Consider the following 13,525-nt stretch of genomic DNA (forward strand, 5'->3'; position numbering starts at 1 on the left):
GTGAAGGGAAGAAACGATGTCCGATGCCCAAGGATCCCGCGCCGCCGCGCTCAGCGCCGCTCGCCGTGCGTCCGTGCGGTACCGCACCAGCCCGTGGCCGGGGCCGCTGCACGTGACCGGTCACCGGCCGGCGTCGCACCTCGACCCCGCGCTGACCTTCCTCGGCGGGGCCACCGGCGCCCGCCACCTCCTCGAGCTGCCCGGCACCCGCGTCCTGGTCGGCTGCGGCCTGTTCGCCGGCCCGGACGCGTTGTGGCGCCGTAACTTCTCGCCCGCACCGGGCGAGCTGCACGCGCTCGACGCGATCATCCTGCCGAGCGCCGACCTCGGGCACTCGGGGTTCCTGCCGCAGCTGGTCGCCGAAGGCTGGCACGGCCCGGTGTTCGCCGCACCGGGAACCGCCGCGTTGCTCCCGGTCGCGTTGTCCGACGCCGCGACGCAGTTCACCGAAGACGCGCTCGCCGCCGAGGCGGGCGGCTGGGCCGGACCCGGCCCGGCCGTGCCGCCGTTCCGCGCGGAAGACGTCGCCCGGGCGGTCGCCCTGGTGCGGCCGGTCGAGTACGGCACCCTGCAGAAGATCGACGGCGCGGAGTTCGAGTTCGGGCGCGCCGGCGGGCAGCTCGGGGCGGCCTGGGTACGGATCCGGGCCGACGGCCGGTCGGTCGTGTTCGCCGGCCCGCTCGGCGCGGCGGAGCACGCGTTGCTGTGTCCGCCGGATCCGCGGCCGCGGTCGGATGCCTTGGTGCTGGCCGCGCCGTCACCGCCCGGCGACGGCCATCTGGCCGGCCGGTTCGCCGCGGCCGTGCACCGCGCGGTGAAACGAGGCGGCAACGTCCTCGTCCCGGCGTCCGCGGTCGGTGGCGAAGAGCTGCTGACGATGCTGGAAGAGCTGATGGCCGCGGGGGAGATCCCGAAGCTGCCGGTGGTGCTGGACAGCCCCGCCGGTCTCTCGGCCGTCGAAGTCCACCGGCGGGCCGAGCGGGAACGCCGGCACGAGCTGCACCGTGGCGGGCGCGCCGGCGTTCCCGCCGGGCTGGTCGAGCAGGTGCCCGACCGGCCGTCGATCGTCGTGGCGGGCTTGGCGACGGCGGACTCCGGCCGCGTGCTGCGGCACCTCGCCGAGCTGCTGCCGGACCCGCGCAACGGGGTGTTACTGCTGGGCACGCCGGTGCCGGGAACCCGCGCGGCACAGCTCGCGAGCGGGACCCGCCAGCTCAAGATCCACGGCCGGTACGTGCCGGTCCGGGCCGAGGTGACCGCGCTGGGGAGTACCGGCGAATTCGCGGGACCGGCGGAGGTGCTCGCCTGGGCGACGGCGACACCGCCACCCGAGACGGCTTTCGTCGTCGAAGGGGAGAAGGCAGCTTCGCACGCGTTCGCGAAGGCCTTGCACGCGGAAGCCGGCTGGTGCGTGGTGGTCCCGGAGGACGGGGAGCGTGTGCTGTGCTGAGCCGCTACCCGTCGAGGGTGAGCTGTTGCCGGTGGAAGGCGAAGTGGAGGCTCGGGTAGCGGTAGACGTCGGCCATCGTCATGGTGGCCTGGAAGAAGGGATCCCACCGGGTCGGGTAGTGCATCCCGCGGGCGAGGTCGGCCTCGGTGGCCCGGTCCAAGCTGCGGTGCAGTGAGGCGATGATGTGGTCGAGCCAGGCGGCCGCGCGCCGGGGTCCGATCTGGCCGCCACCGCAGGACCCGAGGTAGTTGATCGCGTGGAAGGGGGGAGTGGCCGCGTTCAGCGCGGCGGCGAAGCGACGGCTGACGGGGTCGGGTAGCCGGCCGAAGAGGCGAACCAGCACCAGCAGGGCACGCACGATCTGGTAGCCGAACACGAGGTGGAAGAGCAGCTGCCGGTTGGTCCACCGGGTTCCCGCCGACCGGCGGCGAAGGTCGGCGGCCGTCGCGGTGGCCACGAGTTCGTGGAGGGTGGCGCGGTCGCGCTCCCACTGCTCGTGCACCGCTTGCCGGTCCATGGTTCGGCCCTCCGCTCGCGCCGGTCGAGCATCCCATTGGCCGGCTGAAACCGGTCTCAGCAACCGGGCCGGGGGTCTTTGGTCCCTCCGGATCGTGACGCGCGACCATCGTCGCGGTGTGAGGCCACCGGTGATGCTGGGTGTGTTCGTCCCCCAGCCACCCGGAGCTCGCGATGACCCGATCACTGCCCACCGTGTTCGACCAGGCCCTCGCTTCGGCCGTGCGCGCGCCGTCGCCGCACAACACCCAGCCCTGGCGGTTCGTCGTCGAGCACGAGGTGATCGAGGTCTGGCTGGACCGCGACCGCGTCCTGGGCGTCGCCGACCCGCACGGGCGCGAAGCGCGGCTCGCCTGCGGTGCGGCGGCGTTCAACCTCGTCATCTGCCTGCGGGCCAACGGGCTCGCCGTGATCGTGCGGATGCTGCCGGACCCGGCCGAGCCCGACCTGGTCGCGGTGATCCGGCTCGACGGCAACCAGAAGGCCACCGCGTTCGAGCGCAAGCTCGCCGAAGCCGTGTTCCGCCGCCACACCAACCGCCGGCCGATGCTGGACAAGGAGGTGCCGTCCGCGGCGCGGACCGCGCTGAAGTCCGCGGCACTGCAGGAAGGTGGGCAGGTCGAGTACCTCAACGTGTCCGGCCGGTACAGCACGGTGGCGGCGCTGGTCCGGCAGGCCGAGGCGCTGCAGGAGGACGACGTGGCCTTCCGGGCGGAAGCGGCGTTCTGGACCCATCGAGAGCCCGACGGCCCCGACGGTGTGCCGCGGGTCGCGTCCGGGCCGCCCCCGTACGGGCCGGGGGTCGTGACGTTGCGCGTGTCGCACGAGAACGAGAACCTGCCGCCGCGCGAGTACGAGCAGGACCCGTTGCTCGGCGTGGTTCTGACCCGGGATCGGGGTCCGCACGCGGAGGTCCGGGCCGGGATGGCGATGCAGCGCGTGCTGCTGACCGCGACCGCCGAAGGCCTGGCGACATCCTTCCTGTCGCAGCCTTTCGAAACCCCGCGGACGCGGGAGTCGCTCGACCGGATCTTCGGCGGAATGGGTCAGCCGCACACCCTCCTGCGCATCGGCTACGGCTCGCCGACCCGGCTCACGGCCCGGCGGCCGATCGAGGACGTGCTGACCCACCGCACCGGACCGGACGTGCCGGCGAGCTGAGCGTCAGCTCCGCCGGATGCCGGCGAGTGCGCGCAGCACGTCCTGGAAGGTCACCATGCCGACGACGTGCCCACCGTCGACGACCGGCGTGGAGCGCACGTCGGCGTCGGTCATCAGCCTGGCGACCTCACGCACCTCGAGGTCGGCAGGCACGGCCAAGCCGTGCTCGCGCATCACCGAGCCGGCCGTGCGCGGCTCACCGCCGAGCATGACGCCCGTGTCGGGATCTCCGGGCGGGTCCGGCGCCCGCAGGATGTCCGCTTCGGACAGCAGGCCGAGGAGTTGCCCGCCGGCGTCGACGATCGGCATCGTGGTGAACCCGTGCGAGGTCATCATCTCGGCCGCTTCTTCGAGCGTCGCGGAGGGTGTCAACGCGAACGTCGGGGTGGTCATGATGTCGCGGGCACGCATGATCGGTGCTCCCTTCCGTGGGGTCTCCGACCATCCCTCGGCGCCCGCTTGCGGTACAGGGTCCTAAGTCCCCGGTGCGCCTTCAGAGGGCCTCGAGAGGAAGGTGGGCAGGTCCCCGCACGCCGGGGTCCAAGGCCTCTTCGTGCGGCGCCGGAAATCGATGATCCTGGTGGTACCAAGGGCTTCCGACCGGAGAGGGCAGGACCCATGAGCACGTCGTCGAATTCGATCGCGCGGATGTGGCGCACCGTCCTGCCCCGACGCGGTTCGGTGGCGCGGGCCTCGGACCGGTTCCAGGCCGGGCTGCTGGTCTCCGTGGTGCTGCTCGCGCTCGCCGCGCTGCCGGTCGCCGCCTCCATCGGCTCGGAAACCTATGCGCGGCAGCAAGACGAGTCGGCCCAGCAGGTCAGCGAGCGCACGCGGGTGACCGCCACCCTGCTCGCCGACGGGCCGGACATCACGGTGAACTCGCGTGCCGGCGTCGTCGGCAACGGCCGCCCCACCGACGCGGCCTGGCTGCTTCCGGACGGAACCCGCCGCGTCGGCAAGGTCGTCGCCGACGAGGGCACACTCAAGGGACACACCCTCGACATCTGGGTGGATCGCGCCGGCAGCCCGGTGGATCCCCCGCTCAGCAGCGCGGGTGTCGTCATCGACGCGGTAGTCCTCGGGCTGGGCCTCTGGCTCGGCGCGCTGGCACTGCTCGCGCTCTGCTACCGGCTGGCCGTGTTTTCACTCGACCGCCTCCGGTTCGCCCAATGGCAGCACGAGTGGTTCCACCAGCTCGACCCGAACACCCATTCTTGAGAACAGGAGAAGGTGAATTCCCATGACAACGGCAAACCAAGGCGACATCGTCGTCGGCGTGGACCATTCGGCGGTCAGCGTGGCCGCCCTGCGCTGGGCGGTGTCCGAGGCCGCGCAGAGCGGCCGCCAGGTGGTCGCACTGCGCGCGTGGTCGTTCGAGCCGGTCGCCGACCTCGGTGCGGCGGTCGCCGGATCGCCGGAGACCGTCGCCGACCGCGAGCGGCGTCAGCTCGACGAGGTCGTCGGCGAAGTGCGGGCCGAGCATCCGGACGTGACCATCCGGGCCGAACTGGCCGAACATTCGGCCACGGTGGCGCTGGAGGAGGCGTCGAAGACCGCGGCGATGCTCGTGCTCGGCAGCCACGGCCGCGGCCGGCTGCTGAAGCTGCTCGTCGGCTCGGTGGCCGAACACTGCCTGCGCGAGGCGAGCTGCCCCGTGGTGGTCATCCCGGCACGGACCGTCCCGGAACCGGAAACGGCCGCGACGCCGGAGCCCGTGGGCAACTACTACCCGGGCCCGCTGCTGTGAAGGAGGTCAAGATGCCCAGTCGCCGCAAAGTGGGTTCGGTCATGACGACCGACGTCACCACCGTCGGGCCGGACACCCCGTTCAAGGCCGTCGCCGTCCTGCTGGCCACCTGGAACATCAGCGGCGCCCCCGTGGTCGACGACGACGGGCTCGTCCTCGGCGTCGTCTCCCAAGGCGATCTGCTCGAGCGCGAGGCCCCGCACGGCTTGCTCAAGCCCGGCTCCCGGCAAGCGAAGCGGAAGGCGGGAGCGGCGTTCGTCGCCGACCTGATGACGAAGCCGCCTATCGTCGTCCGTGCCGACGACGACGTCACAGTGGCCGCGAAACTGCTGGAGGAGCACCACTTCCACCGCCTGCCGGTGGTCGATGACGAGGGCAAGCTCGTCGGCGTGGTGTCTCGCTCGGACCTGCTCCGGGTCTTCCTGCGGACCGACCGGGAGATCCGGGACGAGGTCCGGGAAGAGGTGCTGCTGCGGGAGATGGCCATGGACCCGGCTTCTCTGTACGTCTCGGTGCACAACGGCATCGTGACGCTCAACGGCACCGTCGAGCGGGAGAGCATGATCCCGGTGATCGTGGCGCTGATCCGCCGGGTCGACGGGGTCGTGGAGGTGCGGCACACCCTGAAGGGCCGCTTCGACGACCGGGGCGTGTCCCCGGGGCCGCCGGGGCCGGTCGGGATCCTGAGCGCGCACAAACCGCACAACTGAGGTCCACCGAAGCGGCCACCGCCCTGAATGGACGGTGGCCGCTTCGGTGTGTGATCAGCCGTGGAACAGGGCGACCTTCAGCGCGTTGCTGTCCTGCGGGTGGGCGAAGACGTCGTAGGCCTCGTCCATTTCGTCGAGCCCGAACCGGTGGGTGATGAACCGGCTGGTGTCCAGCCGGCCCGCGGCCAGCATGCGCAGCAGCATCGGCGTGCTGGACGTGTCGACCAGGCCCGTCGTGATCGTGATGTTCTTGATCCACAGCTCCTCGAGGTGCAGCGTCGCCGGGGCGCCGTGCACGCCGACGTTCGCCACGTGTCCGCCGGGGCGGACGAGACGAGTGCACAGTTCGAACGTCTCCGGAACGCCCACGGCCTCGATGGCGACGTCCGCGCCGAGCCCGCCACTGGCCTCGGCCACCGCGGCCGCCGCGTCGCCCGGCTGCACCAGCACGTCGGCGCCGAACGACTTCGCCGCGTCGAGGCGGGCCGGTTCCTTGTCCACCACGATGATCGTGCTGGGCGAGAACAGCTGGGCGTTGGTGATGGCGGCGAGCCCGATCGGGCCGGCGCCGACGATCACCACGGTGTCGCCGGGCTTCACGCCGCCGTTGCGCACGCCGACCTCGTAAGACGTCGGAACGATGTCGGCCAGCATCAGCGCGGATTCGTCGCTCACCCCGGGCGGCAGCACGTACGTCGAGGTGTCGGCGAACGGGACGCGTGCGTATTCGGCCTGGACGCCGTCGGTCGTGTGGCCGAGGATCCAGCCCCCGCCGCCGAGGCACTGGCCGTAGGCCGCGGACCGGCAGTACTCGCACCGGCCGCACGCGGAGATGCAGGAGACCAGGACCTTGTCGCCGGGCTTCACCGTAGTCACCGCGGAGCCGATCTCGGTGATCGTGCCGACCGCTTCGTGGCCGAGGACCCGGCCGCGCTCGACCTCGGGGACGTCGCCTTTGAGGATGTGCAGGTCGGTGCCGCAGATGGTGACCGCGTCGACGCGGACGATGGCGTCGGTGGGCGCGGTGAGTTCGGGGTCGGCGTGGTCGGTCCAGCTGCGCCGGCCGGGGCCGTCGTACACGAGTGCCTTCATTTCTCCTCGTTCTCCGGGCAGGGGAAAGGGCGCCCGCCGGTCGGCGGGCGCCCGTGGAACGGATCGCGTCAGCGCAGCCACGTGCGGTCGCCGACGAGGGCGGCCCAGCGGCGGCCGAGTCCCCAGGTGTTCCCACCCGCGGCGGCGGCCATCACGATGAGGATCAGCGCGTAGATGATGTGATAGTCGATGATCGGGTTCGTCGAGTGCGTCGCTTCACCGGTGCTCATGCTCTGCGCGAACGGCCATTCGGCGGCCCACATCATGAGCATCATCAGCGAGCCCGCGATCGCGCTCAGGCGCAGCCCGACACCGGCGATGACAGCGATGCCGATCGCGCCCAGGCCGAGCATGAACAGCCAGTCGGCCCACCAGGTGCCGGCCCAGGCGTGGAACATCGACTCGAACGGGCCGACGTGGACGCTGCTGAGGAAGCCCTTGGTGGGGGAGCCGCCGTTGAGCCACGCGCCCTTGGCCGGGGTGGCGTAGCCGAGGCCGAACAGCTTGTCCACGAACGCCCACAGGAACACGAATCCGGTGGCGACTCGGAGGACGGCCAGGGACTTCCCGGCGGTGGTGGGTACGGCGACGAAGTCGCGGACCGGCGCCGGCTCGGTGGCGCGGCGGCCCGAGGTGGTCATCTTCTCATCCGGTCGGATGGACATGGGAACCCTCCAATCTTTCGGTGTTGCAGCCAGTTTCGGCCGCTGCCATGGGAAGTTCTGGAGTCGAAGGTCCCCCGTCGAGAGGCCCTTGGGTGCCGGATCGCGGGGACCGCGCGGAATGGACCAAAGTCCCTTTGAAACGGGGCGGAAGCCTCGCGCCGGGAGTGGCTTCGGCCGCTTGACTTCCCGATGGTGAAAGGGGATTCGGATGAGCAGCTCGGAACTGGTGGTCGGCGTGGACGGCACGGCCGGAGCACTCGCGGCGGTCCGGTGGGCTGCGCGCGTGGCGCGGGAGCGCAGGCGTGGACTGCGCTTGGTCCACGCGCTCCCGGAACTGCCCGCGCCCTACCCGAGGGCCGACCCGACGTACGAGCAGCTGCTGGAAGCGGCCGCGGGGGAGGGCCGGAACATGCTCGCCGAGGCCCGCGCCGCGGCTTCGGACGTCGAGGCGAAGACGGTGTTGCGGCCCGAACGGCCCGCGGACGCCTTGACCGCCGAGTCCACCGACGCGGCAATGCTCGTGCTCGGCACGCCGGGACTGCGGCCGCTGAGCCGGATCCTGCTCGGGTCGGTCACGGTCGCCCTGACCGCGCACGCGCACTGCCCGGTGGCCTTGATCCGTCCGCACGCGGGTGCGGACGAACCACCCACCGAAGGACCGGTGGTGGTCGGTGTCGACGGCAGCCCGGCGAGCGAGGAGGCCATCGCGACAGCCTTCGAGGAGGCGTCCTGGCGGGAGGCCCGGCTGATCGCGGTGCACAGCCGCCACGACGGCTGGTCGGCCGCAGGGGAATACGGGCGGGAACTACTCGCCCAGCGCCTGGCCGGCTGGACCGAGAAGTACCCGGACGTCGTCGTCGACCGCGAGGTCGTCACGGGGCGGCCGGCCGAACGACTGCTCGACTTCGCCGACCGGGCGCAGCTGCTGGTCGTCGGCAGCCGCGGCCGGGGCGGGTTCAGCGGCCTGGCCCTCGGGTCGACGAGCCAGGCGCTGATGTCCTACGCACTCTGCCCGGTGGTCGTGGCCCGTCCGCAGGCGAAGTAGAGCACCGGGCCGACGAAGTTCACGGCGATCACGACGGCCCACAGCCACTTCGGCCCGCGGAGTTCGGCGGCGGGCCGATGGGCCAGGTCCCACCACGCCGACCCGGCCAGCAGGACCTGCGCGCCCGCCGCGGTGCCGATCGCCTTTCGCTGTGCGGCCGACAGGTCACGCCACCGCTTGTGATCTCCCATGTCGTTCTCCTTCCAGCCGTTCCAGGCAACGGCACCGGAGGCCCCGGACAAAGGGGCGAAAGACCTCTTGCCCGAGGACCGTCGCCCGCCGCGCGCGACCGGCCGAGGCACTTGGCTTGAGCGGAAGGGATTCGACGGAGGTGGAGACATGCGTGGTCCGCTGGTGTCCGACCTGATGAGCCGACCGGTCGTGTCGGCAGACCCTGAGGCGTCGTTCAAGGAGCTGGTCGCCCTGCTGGCCGAGCACGCCATCGCGGCGATCCCGGTGGTCGACGAGCATCGCCGCCCGATCGGCGTCGTCGGCGAGGCCGATCTGCTGGCCCGCCACGGCCGCGACGCCCGGCAGGGGCGCGGGTTCTGGCGGCTTCGCGTGTGGACCAAGGCGCAGGGCTTGACCGCCCGTGAGCTGATGACCCGTCGCGTGCCCACCGTGGCGAAGGACGAACCCCTGGCGGTCGCGGCCAGGCGGCTGGTGGAGACGAACCTCCGCTTTCCTCGACGGTCGTGGTCCGCGTCGACGACGGCGTCGTGACGCTGAGCGGGGTGATCGACCGTCGCAGCGAGGTGGAGCGCGCGGGCCGGCTGACCGAGTCCCTGCCCGGAGTGGTCGCGGTCCGCAACCGCCTGAAGTACACCCAGGACGACGGTGCGGCCGCCGAGCTGCGGTGAGGGGCCGTCATCAAGCCGCATCGTGATCCTCGATGGGACAGGGTAGATCGTGGCGGTCCGGGAAGGTGCTTCGATCGGGACGAGTGCCCGCCAGGCGACCTCACCGGCGGGCACTCGCAGCGCGGGGCCGCTACAGCGATCGCCCGATCAGTTCCACCAACTCGACGGTGCGGGTCGCGTAGCCCCATTCGTTGTCGTACCAGCCGAACACCTTCGCCAGGTGGGAGTCGGCCTTGGTCAGCTGGGCGTCGAACACGCAGGACGCCGGGTCGCCGACGATGTCGCGAGAGACGATGGGTGCTTCGGTGTAGCGCAGGATGCCTTTGAGGTCGCCGTCGGCGGCTTCGGCGAACGCGTGGTTGACCTGTTCGGCGGTCACTGGCTGCTCGAGTTCGACGGTCAGGTCGGTCAGCGAACCGTCTTCGACCGGGACGCGGATCGCGACGCCGTCGAGCTTGCCGGCCAGTTCCGGCAGCACCAGGCCGATCGCCTTGGCGGCGCCGGTGCTGGTGGGCACGATGTTGACGGCGGCCGAGCGGGCGCGGCGGGGGTCTTTGTGCGGACGGTCGAGCAGCGCCTGGTCGCCGGTGTAGCTGTGGATCGTAGTCAGCAGGCCACGGCGGATGCCGAACGCCGAGTGCAGCACCTTGACCATCGGGGCGACGCAGTTGGTGGTGCAGGAGGCGTTCGAGACGATGTGGTGGTTCGCGGGGTCGTAGTCGTCCTCGTTGACGCCCAGGACGATCGTCGCGTCGACGTCCTTGCCGGGCGCGGAGATCACGACCTTCTTGGCGCCGGCGGCCAGGTGCGCGCCGGCGGCTTCGCGGGTACGGAACTTGCCGGTCGACTCGACGACGATGTCGACGCCGTACTCACCCCATGGCAGCTTGGTGGGGTCGCCGTGTGCGGTCACCTGGATGAGGTGGTCGCCGACGCGCAGTGCTTCACCGTCGACGACCTCGACCGGGGTGCGGAGCCGTCCGTAGGTGGAGTCGTGGGCGAGCAGGTGCGCCAGCATCTCCGGGGACGTGATGTCGTTGACCGCGACCACTTCGATCGGGCTGTCCGGGGTTTCCAGGACACAGCGGAGGATGTCGCGTCCGATCCTGCCGAAGCCGTTGATCCCGAGCCGTACCGTCATCTGCTTCTCCCTGTCTTCGTGTTTCCTCGATGGTCTTCGGTGCGCGGTGGCACTCGTAGAGCCCTTGGTCCTCGCAGGTCGGGCAGAACGGCAGCTTCGCCCGGCGGACGGGAACAGTTGCCTGGAAACAGAGGGGCGTGGGCGGCGATCGCCCTTGCACACCGGTGACTTCCGGCCCTTCCCCGGATCCGGAGCGACCCGCAGAGTGGAAGGTGAGCTGGTGTGACGGGAGAGTGGCGACGATGGTGGCGTACACGCGGAACCCGGCCGGGCCGCATCGGCGGATGCCTGCGCAGGACAGCTTGTGGCTGCACCTGGACCGGCCGGAGAACCTGATGGTCGTCACGTCCGTGTTGTGGACGAAAACCCCGGTCGATCCGGCACGGCTGCGATCGGTGGTGTCGGATCGCCTGCTCGCGCGCTATCCGGTGTACTCGCAGCGAGCCGTGCGGCACGGCCGGAACGTCAGCTGGGAAAGCGACCTCGGTTTCGACCTGGGCGACCACGTCGTGGTGCGGGACCTGCCGGAGCTCGCGGACCAGGCGGCGCTGGAGGAGTTCGTCGCCGCGCGGCGGAGCACCCCACTCGACCCGAAGCATCCACTGTGGACGATCGACCTGCTGCAGGGGTACCGCGGCGGCAGCGCGCTCGTCGTTCGTACGCACCACGCGATGGCCGACGGGATCCGGCTGACGCAGGTGCTGTTCAGCCTCATGGACCCGGCCGACGGGGAAACCGCGCCGCACGCCAAGGTCGGCGGCGCCGCCCCGCACCGGGAAGCCGTCGCCCAGCCGGTGGTCCGCTTCGGCGCGGCCGTGCTGCGCGCCCTCGGCGACACCGGCGCGAAGGCGCAGCGGCAGGCGGCTCGCGTGCACCCGATGCTGGAGACCGCGGTGGCACTGCCGGTACTCGGCGCGACGGCGGCCGTGGGCGCGTCGGGCGCCGTCGCCGGCTTCCTGGCTTCGGCGCTGGACGGCGGGCCGCGCAGCGTGGTCGACGCGGTCGCCGGCGCGGCGACGACCGTCTGGCACAGCGCCACCGGGGCCGGTGAGCTGCTCGGGCCCTCCACGGCCACCGGGTTGTGGGACGGCGAACCGGCCGTGGAGAAGACCGCGGCCTGGGGCGAGCCGATCCCGCTGGCCGAGCTGGCCCGGATCGGGCATGAGACGGGCACGACGGTCAACGACGTCTGCACGGCGCTCGTCGCCGGAACGCTCGACCGGTACTTCACCGAACACGGTGTCGCCCGCCAGGGGACGTCCGACCTCGGCTGGCTGATCCCGGTGAGCCTGTCCTCGTTCGACGCCGAGCTGCCGGCCACGCTCGGGAACCACTTCTCACTGGTGCTGGCCCAGTTACCCCTCGGCCGCCGGACGTTCGCCGAGCGCCTCGCGGAGGTGCACCGCCGGATCGCCCGGATCCGCGACTCCTACGAACCCGTGCTGACCTTCGGGATGCAGTACGCGATCGCGCAGAGCCCGGCACCGCTCGGCATGGCGATGAGCCGGTTCTTCGCGGGCAAGGCCGTCGGGGTTCTGACCAACGTACCCGGCCCGCGAGCCCCGATGACGCTGGCCGGCGCACCGGTCGAGGGCATCATCGGCTGGGCGCCGTGCAGCGGGCGGCAGGCGATCACGATCTGCATCTTCAGCTACGCCGGCCAGGTGCGGTTCGGCTTCGGCACGGACCGGAAGCTGATCCCGGACCCGGCGGCACTGGTCGACGGCCTGGCCGCGGAGTTCGCCGCGGCCCGGTGATCAGCCGGTCGCGGCGCGCAGGGCCTGGACTTCCCGTTCGATCGCTTTGGCGAGCACCTCGATCTCCGGCACGGTGTCGGCGTCGGACGTGATGCCGAACGTGACGCGACCGGCGTAGCTGAGCATCGCCACCCCGATCCGCACGCGCAGCGCGATCGGGACGTACGGGTAGATCTCGACGATCCGGCGCCCGAGTGCGGACAAGGGTTCGGCCGGGCCGCGGACGTTGGTCGTCACCGTGACGATGTTGCGTTGCGGCAGGTGCGCGGCGGCCCGGATCGCCCAGGCGACCGGGGCGAACGGCTCGTGCCCGGCGGTCGCGGTGAGCAGCGCGCCGGCGTCGGCTTCCTTGCTCGCCTTGAGCCTGCCCAGGCGGTGGTGCACGCGGATGAGCCGCTGCACCGGGTCGGGGAGGTCGACCGGCAGCAGCGGCAGCAGGAGAGAGACCTCGTTGTCCAGCGCGGTCCCGGTGCGCACCGACACCGGCACCAGGGACCGCACGCTGTCCGCGGCCGGGGTTTCCCCGCGGTGCAGCAGCAGTTCGCGGAATCCGCCGGTGACGGCGGCCAGGAGGACGTCGTTCACCGTGATGTCGCGGGCCTTGGCCACGGCTTTGACGTCGGCCAGGGCCACCGAGGCGGTGGCGTACCGGCGGCCGCGGCCGAGCGGGCCGGTCAACGGCGTCCGGGACGCGGGCAGCAGCGCCGAAGTCATCGCGGCGAGCCCGCGGGCGGCGTCGCTCACCCGGCGGGCCAGCCGGTTCGGGTGCCGCAGCTCTCCGGCGAGCGCGCGCGCCTGGTCCCACGGGTTGCGCAGCAACGTGCCGGCCGCGTCCAGCAGCAGCCGCGCCGAGCCGGGATCGGGCGCCTCCTCCGGCCGCGCCGGTGCCTCGGCCGGGGTGTCGCCGAAGAGGATCGTCTGGAGGCGGGTCGCGGCGAGGCCGTCGGCCAGCGCGTGGTGCACCTTGGACACGATCGCCCAGCGGCCGTCCGGCAGGCTTTCGATGACCCAGAACTCCCACAGCGGCCGGTCGCGCTCGAGGCGTTCGCCCATCAGCAGGGCGACCAGTTCGCAGAGCGCGGCCTCGTCGTGCGGCGCCGGGAGCGCGACCCGCCCGAAGTGGGCGGCCGGGTCGAACGCCGGGTCGTCGACCCAGGCCGGCGGCCCGAGGTCGAATGGCACCGAGCGGACCTTCTGGTGGTAGCGGGGAATCCCGTCCAGCCGCGCGAGCACGGCCGCCACGAACTCGTCCTGCGGAGGGGCGGGCCCTTCGGCGATCGCCACCGACGCTATGGCCAGCGACGAGCTGGGATCCTCGTCCTCGATCTCCAGGAAGGCGGCGTCGAGCGGGCTGAGCCGGTCCATGACGTCCTCTCAATGA

Annotated in this window: 16 protein-coding genes; 9 read left to right on the forward strand and 7 right to left on the reverse strand. The window is 71.8% G+C overall.

Features of this window, described 5'->3' with window-relative positions; all coding sequences use genetic code 11:
* Positions 1–16: 16 nt before the first annotated feature.
* Entirely contained in the window at positions 17–1,450 is a 1,434-nt protein-coding gene (locus AA23TX_RS32975) for an MBL fold metallo-hydrolase RNA specificity domain-containing protein (protein ID WP_155546628.1), read from the forward strand.
* Between the two features lie 4 nt (positions 1,451–1,454).
* Here the strand turns inward: AA23TX_RS32975 and AA23TX_RS32980 are convergent, their stop codons facing one another.
* Positions 1,455–1,967: a DinB family protein gene (locus AA23TX_RS32980; protein ID WP_155546629.1), complete on the reverse strand. Its 513-nt coding sequence runs from the start codon at positions 1,965–1,967 to the stop codon at positions 1,455–1,457.
* A 173-nt stretch (positions 1,968–2,140) separates the two neighbouring features.
* On the opposite strand from AA23TX_RS32980, the gene AA23TX_RS32985 reads away from it, so the two are divergent.
* Positions 2,141–3,127, forward strand: coding sequence for an Acg family FMN-binding oxidoreductase (locus AA23TX_RS32985; RefSeq protein WP_155546630.1), 987 nt, complete (start codon positions 2,141–2,143; stop codon positions 3,125–3,127).
* 3 nt (positions 3,128–3,130) lie between these two features.
* Here the strand turns inward: AA23TX_RS32985 and AA23TX_RS32990 are convergent, their stop codons facing one another.
* Positions 3,131–3,538, reverse strand: coding sequence for a CBS domain-containing protein (locus tag AA23TX_RS32990; protein ID WP_155546631.1), 408 nt, complete (start codon positions 3,536–3,538; stop codon positions 3,131–3,133).
* A 207-nt stretch (positions 3,539–3,745) separates the two neighbouring features.
* Here AA23TX_RS32990 and AA23TX_RS49745 point away from each other — a divergent pair, with 207 nt between their 5' ends.
* Genes AA23TX_RS49745 through AA23TX_RS33005 form a run of 3 tightly spaced genes read left to right on the forward strand, consistent with a single transcriptional unit; the run spans position 3,746 to position 5,584 of the window.
* The gene (locus AA23TX_RS49745) at positions 3,746–4,345 is read left to right on the forward strand and encodes an Rv1733c family protein (protein WP_196425635.1); all 600 of its coding nucleotides are present in this window, start codon (positions 3,746–3,748) and stop codon (positions 4,343–4,345) included.
* Positions 4,346–4,367: 22 nt separating this feature from the next.
* On the forward strand, positions 4,368–4,874 hold the full coding sequence (locus AA23TX_RS33000) for a universal stress protein (protein ID WP_155546632.1): 507 nt from the start codon (positions 4,368–4,370) through the stop codon (positions 4,872–4,874).
* A gap of 11 nt (positions 4,875–4,885) precedes the next feature.
* Positions 4,886–5,584: a CBS domain-containing protein gene (locus AA23TX_RS33005; RefSeq protein WP_230862835.1), complete on the forward strand. Its 699-nt coding sequence runs from the start codon at positions 4,886–4,888 to the stop codon at positions 5,582–5,584.
* 54 nt (positions 5,585–5,638) lie between these two features.
* Here AA23TX_RS33005 and AA23TX_RS33010 read toward each other — a convergent pair whose 3' ends face one another.
* A complete protein-coding gene (locus tag AA23TX_RS33010) occupies positions 5,639–6,676 on the reverse strand; it encodes a zinc-dependent alcohol dehydrogenase family protein (protein WP_155546634.1) in 1,038 nt (345 codons plus the stop codon).
* Between the two features lie 68 nt (positions 6,677–6,744).
* Positions 6,745–7,341, reverse strand: coding sequence for a DoxX family membrane protein (locus tag AA23TX_RS33015; RefSeq protein ID WP_155546635.1), 597 nt, complete (start codon positions 7,339–7,341; stop codon positions 6,745–6,747).
* A 208-nt stretch (positions 7,342–7,549) separates the two neighbouring features.
* Between AA23TX_RS33015 and AA23TX_RS33020 the strand changes: the two genes are divergently transcribed.
* A complete protein-coding gene (locus AA23TX_RS33020; protein WP_155546636.1) occupies positions 7,550–8,386 on the forward strand; it encodes a universal stress protein in 837 nt (278 codons plus the stop codon).
* Here AA23TX_RS33020 and AA23TX_RS33025 read toward each other — a convergent pair.
* On the reverse strand, positions 8,341–8,577 hold the full coding sequence (locus tag AA23TX_RS33025) for a PLD nuclease N-terminal domain-containing protein (RefSeq protein ID WP_155546637.1): 237 nt from the start codon (positions 8,575–8,577) through the stop codon (positions 8,341–8,343). The two genes, AA23TX_RS33020 and AA23TX_RS33025, sit on opposite strands and share 46 nt — an antisense overlap.
* Positions 8,578–8,725: 148 nt before the next feature.
* On the opposite strand from AA23TX_RS33025, the gene AA23TX_RS33030 reads away from it, so the two are divergent.
* On the forward strand, positions 8,726–9,109 hold the full coding sequence (locus AA23TX_RS33030; protein WP_196425636.1) for a CBS domain-containing protein: 384 nt from the start codon (positions 8,726–8,728) through the stop codon (positions 9,107–9,109).
* On the forward strand, positions 9,082–9,246 hold the full coding sequence (locus AA23TX_RS33035; protein WP_155546639.1) for a BON domain-containing protein: 165 nt from the start codon (positions 9,082–9,084) through the stop codon (positions 9,244–9,246). The genes AA23TX_RS33030 and AA23TX_RS33035 overlap by 28 nt, the downstream gene beginning before the upstream one ends.
* Positions 9,247–9,376: 130 nt before the next feature.
* Here AA23TX_RS33035 and gap read toward each other — a convergent pair whose 3' ends face one another.
* Positions 9,377–10,387 (reverse strand): type I glyceraldehyde-3-phosphate dehydrogenase, encoded by a 1,011-nt coding sequence (gap, locus tag AA23TX_RS33040; RefSeq protein WP_155546640.1) that lies wholly within the window; start codon positions 10,385–10,387, stop codon positions 9,377–9,379.
* Between the two features lie 284 nt (positions 10,388–10,671).
* On the opposite strand from gap, the gene AA23TX_RS33045 reads away from it, so the two are divergent.
* Positions 10,672–12,144 carry a WS/DGAT domain-containing protein gene (locus AA23TX_RS33045; protein ID WP_196425637.1) on the forward strand — a complete coding sequence of 491 codons (1,473 nt, stop codon included), beginning with the start codon at positions 10,672–10,674 and terminating at the stop codon, positions 12,142–12,144.
* On the opposite strand, the gene AA23TX_RS33050 is transcribed toward AA23TX_RS33045, so the two are convergent.
* The gene (locus AA23TX_RS33050; RefSeq protein ID WP_155546642.1) at positions 12,145–13,509 is read right to left on the reverse strand and encodes a wax ester/triacylglycerol synthase family O-acyltransferase; all 1,365 of its coding nucleotides are present in this window, start codon (positions 13,507–13,509) and stop codon (positions 12,145–12,147) included.
* Between the last annotated feature and the right edge of the window lie 16 nt (positions 13,510–13,525).

Source organism: Amycolatopsis camponoti (assembly GCF_902497555.1).
GTDB lineage: Bacteria > Actinomycetota > Actinomycetes > Mycobacteriales > Pseudonocardiaceae > Amycolatopsis > Amycolatopsis camponoti.